The 8,508-nt window shown below is 36.8% G+C and carries 5 protein-coding genes; 2 read left to right on the top strand and 3 right to left on the bottom strand.

Going from position 1 to position 8,508, the window contains the following annotated elements; translation table 11 throughout:
* Positions 1-351: 351 nt before the first annotated feature.
* From I6F10_RS14100 to I6F10_RS14090, 3 genes are all read right to left on the bottom strand, one after another.
* Positions 352-3,273, bottom strand: coding sequence for a TonB-dependent receptor (locus I6F10_RS14100; RefSeq protein ID WP_165744494.1), 2,922 nt, complete (start codon positions 3,271-3,273; stop codon positions 352-354).
* A 413-nt stretch (positions 3,274-3,686) separates the two neighbouring features.
* A complete protein-coding gene (locus tag I6F10_RS14095; protein WP_165744495.1) occupies positions 3,687-4,385 on the bottom strand; it encodes a metallophosphoesterase in 699 nt (232 codons plus the stop codon).
* Positions 4,386-4,599: 214 nt separating this feature from the next.
* On the bottom strand, positions 4,600-4,848 hold the full coding sequence (locus tag I6F10_RS14090) for a YfhL family 4Fe-4S dicluster ferredoxin (protein ID WP_024591186.1): 249 nt from the start codon (positions 4,846-4,848) through the stop codon (positions 4,600-4,602).
* A gap of 259 nt (positions 4,849-5,107) precedes the next feature.
* Between I6F10_RS14090 and I6F10_RS14085 the strand changes: the two genes are divergently transcribed.
* Positions 5,108-6,781 (top strand): tyrosine-type recombinase/integrase, encoded by a 1,674-nt coding sequence (locus I6F10_RS14085; RefSeq protein WP_197099041.1) that lies wholly within the window; start codon positions 5,108-5,110, stop codon positions 6,779-6,781.
* Between the two features lie 123 nt (positions 6,782-6,904).
* The gene (locus I6F10_RS14080) at positions 6,905-8,467 is read left to right on the top strand and encodes a tyrosine-type recombinase/integrase (protein ID WP_197099040.1); all 1,563 of its coding nucleotides are present in this window, start codon (positions 6,905-6,907) and stop codon (positions 8,465-8,467) included.
* Positions 8,468-8,508: the final 41 nt, after the last annotated feature.

Raw genomic sequence — 8,508 nt, 5'->3', positions numbered from 1 at the left:
GTCTCAAGGGATGCGAATAATACGCTTTCCTATTTTTTTGTCAACACTTAAATTTAAACTTTCTAAAAAGATTCAATCTAAGTTTTACTTAACACCCTGAGTAGTTCGTGCCTCGCTATGCTTCGGCGTTTCCCGTCTCAGTGGGGTCGCATTATAGGGAGTACAGATTTTTACGCAAGCGTTTTATTGACAAAACTTTAAATAAAGCACTGTTCGCTGAGAATTTGAGCTAAACGCATTAAAAACACAACATAACTAGCACTTTATTAACATTTAACGCCTATTAAAGTGTTTGTTATGGCCTGCGCTATCAAAAAATACTGTCTACAGACCAGCTATTAAGTCATTTAGCTAAAAGCTATAGTTAAAGCCCGCGTAAAAACGACGACCTGAGTAGCTAGTATTGAGTAATCGCGCATCGGTGTCATTTCCTAAACGCGTTACTGATTCAGATTTAGTTAAATTAATAACCGCTGCGGTAAGGCTAAGCCCGTCGTATAAATTTACAGATGCATTTACATCGATTTGTTCGTAAGGGTCTTGGTATACATTTAATCCGCTATTTAAACCGAGTACTGTTTCGCCGCGCTTATTATAAGAAGCACGTACATTAAAATAACCTCCTTCATAATAAACAGAGGTGTTGTACTGATACTTTGCACTACCTATTAAGGCCGACTGACCAAATTCTTCACCATTAATTGTTACATCTGCTTTATTGGTTTTGTTATAAGTGTAATTTGCGTAAAAGCCAAAACCACTATCAAAGGCATGCTGAATAAATACTTCCGCGCCTTTTGATACTGCATCGGTGCCATTACCTACAGTGCTGTAAGGGGCTATATTAATAGTCCCTGCATCCACTATATTATTTTTACCAGCAAAGTTTTGCTCTACGTCGATCACCAGTGGCACAACAAAGTTATCTACTTTCTTATGAAAAAGTGCCAACCCAACAGCAGAACCTTCGCCATAATAATACTCAATAGATAAATCAGCTTGAACTGATTCAAATGGTTTCAAGTTTTTATTTCCGCCACTACCGCTAAAACCAGGAAGCTCGTTAAATGCGGCTCTATCTTCTGCCCATTCACCTGATACATAGGTAATGCGCTGCTGCGCACCTAAATCACTATAGTCAGGACGAGATATTACTTTAGCTATTGCCCCACGAATAACTAAATCGTCGGTTGCATCCCACGCTATATTAAAGCTTGGCAAAACTTGAGTGTCTTTGTTTTGCTGAGTGACTAATTGATAGTCTTCTACAAAACGAGCGTCACCTGTTACTGGCTCACCTGTTTCATCATTTGTGTGATCTAATTGGTAGGTATATAAGTCAGTAGATGAAGTAAGTGTTTTTGTTTGCACAACACGCACACCCAAATTACCTCTGACTTCACTAAATTCAAAATCACCTTGTATATAAAAAGCCGATATTTTTTCTTCTATATCGTAAACAAAATTATCTTCAATGCGCGTATAAGGTACATAACTAGCAGTGACCATATCGCGGTATTTATTCCAGTCGATACTTGGCATTTGGTTTATATCAAAACCACCTGCAATATTATTCTCACTAGTAAATACATTTTGAGCTAATGGCATTCCACCATTCCATTGGTAGCTATCAAAACGGGTAATACCTTGCTCACTTGCTTCCCCTGCAGCAATATCAAAATTTGGATCTAAAAAGAAGGTGTTGCCGGTTTCACGGTGAAGAATTGAGTTGCGGTACTTAACACCGGTTCTAATTGTTTTTAAAAAGCCCCAATCAACATAAAAATCCACATCAGCTTGGTAGTAATCTTCTTCTAGCTCACTGCGTACAAAGCTTGAGTTTGAAGAGCCCGCATCACGACCGCCTCCAACTCCATTTTGTAAATTAACTAATGTATTAGGGTCGATATTAAGTGACACATTATTTTGATTGAGCGACCAGCCAGCCGTTTGAGCTGCGTTTTGAATAGTGGCTGCGTTTTCGCCCGCGTTAGAACTTTTATACGCCGCTTCCCAGCTTTCTTCTGGGCCGCCCTCTGATTGTGTATTACCAATTACAAAGCGCGCTTTAAAATTATCACCTTCATAGGTTAAATTAAAATCAAAGGTATCGGAGGTAGATTCCTCACGTATGTAGCTGCCACGCATCCACGGAAATTGCATATCATTTTCGACACCACTTGCCATTGCATCGTATTGCATACCAGTAACAATAGTGCCCGACTCATCAAGATTTACATCCGTCAAAAAATCAGGATTTAAAGACCACTCTGGTATATCAATCACAGATTCTGTTCTGTCTTGCCCAAGTGTAAAACCAAAATAATTAAAGCCAAGCTCTAAACGATTTGTTGGTCGCCACTGTGAACTAAATTGAATCCCTTCGCGCTCACGTTTTTCGTTAAGAACAGAGCCTCGAACAACTTGTGAAAACCAAACGCCATCGTAACTGTTGCCGTTTGCATCATTAATAGTATCCCAACCATTATTGTTATTAACTGCGTTACCGTTTATATCTGTAGGTTGCCCAGTGCCAGTATAGCGCCATACATTAGCATCAGTACCGCCCGAAAGCGTTCTGTTTGTCCGTTCCTGATAGGTATAGCCAACTAATACACCAAAGTTTTCGTTGTCGTTTTTCCATGAATATAAACCCGTAAACTGCGGCTCATACTCTTTTGTAACATCAGCGTAAGTACTCTCGACATTAAATACACCCGAGTTTGCATTCATATTTAAAGGTTTTCGGCTGTGCATTAATACAGTGCCACCAACCCCACCTTCATCTAAGCGTGCCTCTGGCGATTTATAAACCTCGACGCTTTCAATCATTGAAGACGGTAACAAAGCATAATCAAACGAACGCGAAGGCTCCCCCGGAGAAGATGCTATAAAATTACCATTAAGCTGTGTAAAGGTAAGTTCTGACGATAAACCACGAATACTGACAGATGAACCTTCCCCGCCATCACGCTCAATTACTACACCGGGTACACGCTGAAGTGAGTCTGCAACGTTTTTATCAGGGAACTTTCCAATGTCTTCCGCGGTAATGGCATCAACTACAGATCCCGACATACGTTTTACATCTAAGTTTTCGGCCATACTTGAACGGATACCACGTACTTCTATTACTTCCATATCTTTTGCGTGCTGCGAGTTTTCTTGCGCTGCAAAAGCACACGTAGAACCCAAAGCAGAAAAAATTGATACATAAAGTGACGACTTACAAAACGTTGAAAAAGGGAAAGGGTATATGCTTGCTACTATCATGTGAGAGGCTGTTCCATTTAAATCTGCTTATATAAAACCTAAAGCGAGAAGTTAGTCCTTTTACGTAAATTATTTACGAAATGGCAAAAATTGTTCCCAATTCTACACAGCCAAACTTAACCGTTTGTTAATCATCAATATTAAAACTAAATAAACGTCTCATATAACTGTATTAATACCTATTGGATGAAACTTAAAATCCAACCCACACATCAAAATCACTCTTAATTAACAAGCTAATAGAGGCTTTGTTGAATTTAATAGCTTAATAAAATAATTACGCTGCATAAATCATAGGGTGTATAGAAAAAACAAAGAGGATAACTAGATGTGGTAGTCAGCAGTTTATACTTTAGAAAGCAAAACTGCCGAATGATATTTGAAAGAAGTAACAATTGCTAAATAGCGCTTGGTTAATCAAGCGTAGCAATAACCTCTGAAAGCTCTAAGAGTGTAGGCTTTCCACCATAATAATTTGTATCTATATGATAACTATTACCAATCCAAAAAGGCGCTTTAGTTGAGTTATGTCCATGTATTGAAAAGTCGACTCCATGACTTTTAACTACCTTATTTTGTTTAACTACTTCGCGATCCCACAATAAAGATTGCACGATTAGCGATTTATCATCAGGGTAATTTTCCCAATCCCACGATTGTGCAAATGTATGAGACAACCCTATTGTATAACCACGATACTCAAGTACTATTGAAAGCGGTTTAGTTAGTAACTCATCGCACATGACACTGAGCTTTTCACTTGATACCGACTTGTGCCAATTACCACCATTACCAGTCCATAAATTAAAAGCCGCTTTATCATTACTTAATAATGATTCCAACATTAAATGCTCATGATTACCTAATATCATACATGCCCTAATGGCCTGTAAGTATGTAAATAAGTCATATGTTTTATCCCCGCGATCAACAAAATCGCCTAGGCAAAACAAAGTGTCTCTTTCAGGGTCAAAATTTACGTTATTAAGTGCGCTTTTTAAGGCCGGTAAATCACCATCAAGATCGCCAATTACAAATACTCGGCACTCATCATTAATAAATATGGCTTGTTTTGAAGATACAGCCTGAATAGCGTTAATACCTATATCCAAAATAGACTCCTATAGAATGCAATCTAAAACTTAGATTAATACTTGAGTTTATAAAGCCTTAAGGTAACACAATATAATTGATAATTAATGAAGGTAATAAAATTTGATTGAAACTAAAAATGCATGACGGCGGACTTTAGCTACAAGCTAAATAAGTAATGTAGATAGTTTTTAGCCGATAGTAAAAAGCGGCTTAGCAAAATACCTGAACAAGTTATAAGTTCGTTAGCAGCACAAACTTATCAGCCAGCTCACCTAAACTTTCACGCTTATTAGGATCGGGCTTTATACAGTCAATAGGGCAAACACTTACACAAGTAGGTTTATCATAATGCCCTACACACTCAGTACATTTACTAGCATCTATTTGGTATATTTTAGCGCCCATATAAATAGCCTCATTAGGGCACTCTGGGTCACACATATCGCAGTTAATGCATTTACTATTTATGAGTAAAGCCACTTTTAAGCCCCTTCAATTAAAATCATTATAAAACATAAACATAGATTTAAACGAAATGTTTTTTGACTACTTTTCATACAAGTGTAGTTCAATAAAAAACCTTTATTTTTTATTTAATCGTAGCACACATTCGTAACACACCATTTTATTTTTAGGTGTAAATTACAGCCGCGAATTATGCCTATTTTTCTCTGTTGCTTTGTTGATCTCAATCAATAAAAATCGCCGCGAGGCCTTTATTTATATAGGTTATAACAAAGTGAAGTACTCTTTATCAACGCTTAACAAAGCTCAATATACGAAAGCAAAACTAGAATGGAACCAGCTCAAACCGCCATTTTCTATGCAGCACATAAATCGGTGTGCTACGCTGGCTCAACACATCATATTTTTTGAAGAAAAAAGCACTTATAAACAAGGCTTTAAACCTAGTAGGACTAAAAGGTTATCGAAATACGAAGCGCAACACCATATTCGACTAATTTTCACCAAGTCTGGCGCTGCTATTTTCTACTCTAACTTCCCTAAATCATCTGGCATAGCTAATACCAAATTAGGTGAAGCACCTGAATTAACAATAGCAAAAGCACGAAAGCTTACTGAGCAAATGAAGTATGGCGTTTTAAATAATCATAATATTAAAACTGTGTTTAATGCTTATGAACAAAGCTTAATAGAGCGCCATAACACTGCACCTACCAAATTTGCAGCTTCATCGCTCAGGACATATCAATGCAGAATAAAAAAGCTCAGGCATCATTTCCCACTTAAGCGTGCGTTCCAATCTCTTACAGCTGGAGAGTTAGAAAAGATTGTAGATTTAATTATCCAGACAGAGTCCAATAACCAGGCAATCGAGCTTTTTGCACAGATTAGAAGAGTATGGCGATTTGCTAAGAACAAATTTAACTCAGGTAAAAACCCAGCAGCTGATATCGATGACTTTTACGTATCTGACCGTGTAGAAAGCCCTCGTCCTTGCCAAGTTTATACTGACTTAGATTCAATAGCTGAATTGTGGATAAACCTCGCGTCTGCACCAAATGTACATCAAAAAAATGCAGCTCGATTCATGATTTTGACAGGTATACGCCCTATTAATATTCCACAAATGAAGTGGGAGTGGCTCAATAGTATCGACTTCCCAACATTAATTACCTTTCCGGCATCTGTTGTCGGAGTTCGTGGAGAAATGAAAAACCAAAAAGAATATAAATTGCCCTTAACCAAAGCCATGCGCGCCATTATTTTAGAGCAGAGAGACTGGATGGAAAATGCACTCCCTAACTGTAACCCTGATCACATATTTCTTCAGCCTCGCGATCTTAACAAACCATTTGCTAAAAGGTCGCTGGACAAAATCATCAAAGATTACTCCCCTGTTGATGCAGTAAAAGGAGATAAAAGAAACATTGTAATGAAAGGATCTGCGGGAGCATTTTGCACAATGTGCCGAAGTTTTTTTAAATCCAACGCAAAAGCGATTATGGTTGCCAACGGCTATCATTTTAAACACGCTGAGGAACTCACAAGACTCGCGCTTCATCACCTAAGAAAAGAGGACGATCCAAACGGCTTAAACTATGATAAATCTGAAGAGCTATTTGGCACTTCAACAAAGCTAAAATTTAATGTATTCAAAATTCATGAAGCTAGTATTTTAAAAAGAGCTAAAGAGCTTGAAAATCAGCAGCTAAGACTTACAGGAATGCAGAGTAAACAGGCTAGTAATCTAGAAGAAAACAGCCAAAAAAAAGCACTGAGAGATAGGATTAAAGCACATCTAGTTTACAAGCGCGGTTATGTAAACTTCATTAATCAGCCACTTGGTGATACGGGCAGAGTAACAAAAGATTTGATCTTAACCGAAGAAGGAAGAGCTGTCGTTGAGAGATATTTAAATGACCAAGAGGCCAAACCAAAAAATAATTAAAAAAAGTTTAATTTCGACTTACCAAAGTTTTTGTTAAAAAAATTAATTTCATACCATTGCCTTATTAGAGCGATACCTCATCAGTTATTTGATGATTTTAACTTTTTTAAGGCTTATATATTAATGGCAACATCAGTATTAAATTCAGTAAAACCATGTGAGGTCACGATTAAAAGTCGTGACCTTTGCATGGCTGAATTTAATGCATTTAAGCCACCGTACAATGACGAGTCAATGGAAGAGCTAGCCAGTCTTGCGACTATTATATTGGCGCAAGAAAAAGGAAGAAGACTTTCAAAGTATCAGCTTAAAGATCAAATAAGAATTGTATTCCAGCATGATGGCATTATTAAATTTTTTACTCATTTTAAAAAAGAACATGGCATAAAAAATATCAAGATTGGTGACTCTAATGTTATGAGTTTTTCGGCAGCGAAATTAAGAGCGACCGAAATATACAAAAAGAACACCTCTGATTACACATTCGAATTTGTAGTGAGTAAACAAATAGAAAACTTACAGTCAATTAATAAGCATAGCCCTAGCAAGTTAGCTGAAACTACAGTAACAACATACACCTCTTACCTTAATGCAATTCAAAATGCTTTTGGTAAAAATACGTTATTTCAGACTATTACGCCTGAGATAATAGAAGCAACGCTTGACCAACTACTAACAGAGAAAAGTGGCCCGCATGTGGCTAAGCTATTCGAGCAAATGAAAAAACTGTGGGTATTCGCAAAAAATAAATATAATAATGGCACTAATCCATTCCTAGAAATAGACAATAATTATATATCTTCTCGAACGGCGAAGCCTATTCCTTGTAAGGCCTATACTGATATATCTCTTGTTTCTCAGCTATACATAAACCTAAAAACAGCTAAAAATAATACATTAATAAATGCCGTACTACTGATGATGTTTACTGGGCTAAGACCCATAAATATTTGCAACCTTCATCTATCGTATATAGATGATTTAGATAACCCTAAGTTTTTGACGTTTCCTGAAACAACTCATACCACTCGCGGTGCTATGAAAAACCAAAAAGAGTTTAAAATACAACTTACATCCGAAATGAAAAAAGCGATACAACAAGAATTAAAATTAAACCCAGACATAAACCGCACCTATTTATTCTGCAAGGTTAAAAAAGCCTCAAACCCAATAAGTAAAGAGAGTTTAAACCGAACTCTTAAATATCATGCACCAAAGAACATGGTGGCGGCCCCGCGAGATAACATAAATATAAAAGGATCTGCCGGAGCATTTCCAACACTACTGCGCAGCTTTTTAAAATCGCACATGAAAGAAGTGCTAACTAAAAAAATTGGCTCATCAACGATTGCTGAAATTGAGTCTAAAAAAATGCTTCATCACTCTGTTTCAGAGCACGATCCAATGAGTAAACATTATGATCACTCGAATAAATTATATAATACTGATATTAAAGCACTTTATAAAAACTTCTCACTATTTGAGAAGGAAGTACTTAAAGAAGTAAAAATACAGGCTAAGTTAAAAAACAAAACGACACAAAAATCATTTTTTAAATTTGATAATTCAAATACATTTATCGCCAACGTCAAAAGCACAATAAATGCATATTCAACTATCTGGAGTAATATAATCCAGCAAACCCAAAAGCTTAAAAAGAGCCGCCCTTTGCAAATATTAGAGTAGCGCTTACATATTGCATATACAGCGTTGTCGTTATTTACAAA

The organism is Pseudoalteromonas sp. SWYJZ98 (assembly GCF_015864495.1).
GTDB lineage: Bacteria > Pseudomonadota > Gammaproteobacteria > Enterobacterales > Alteromonadaceae > Pseudoalteromonas > Pseudoalteromonas distincta.
The sequence above is the reverse complement of the archived record's forward strand: the minus strand, read 5'-3'. Positions and strand labels throughout refer to the sequence as shown.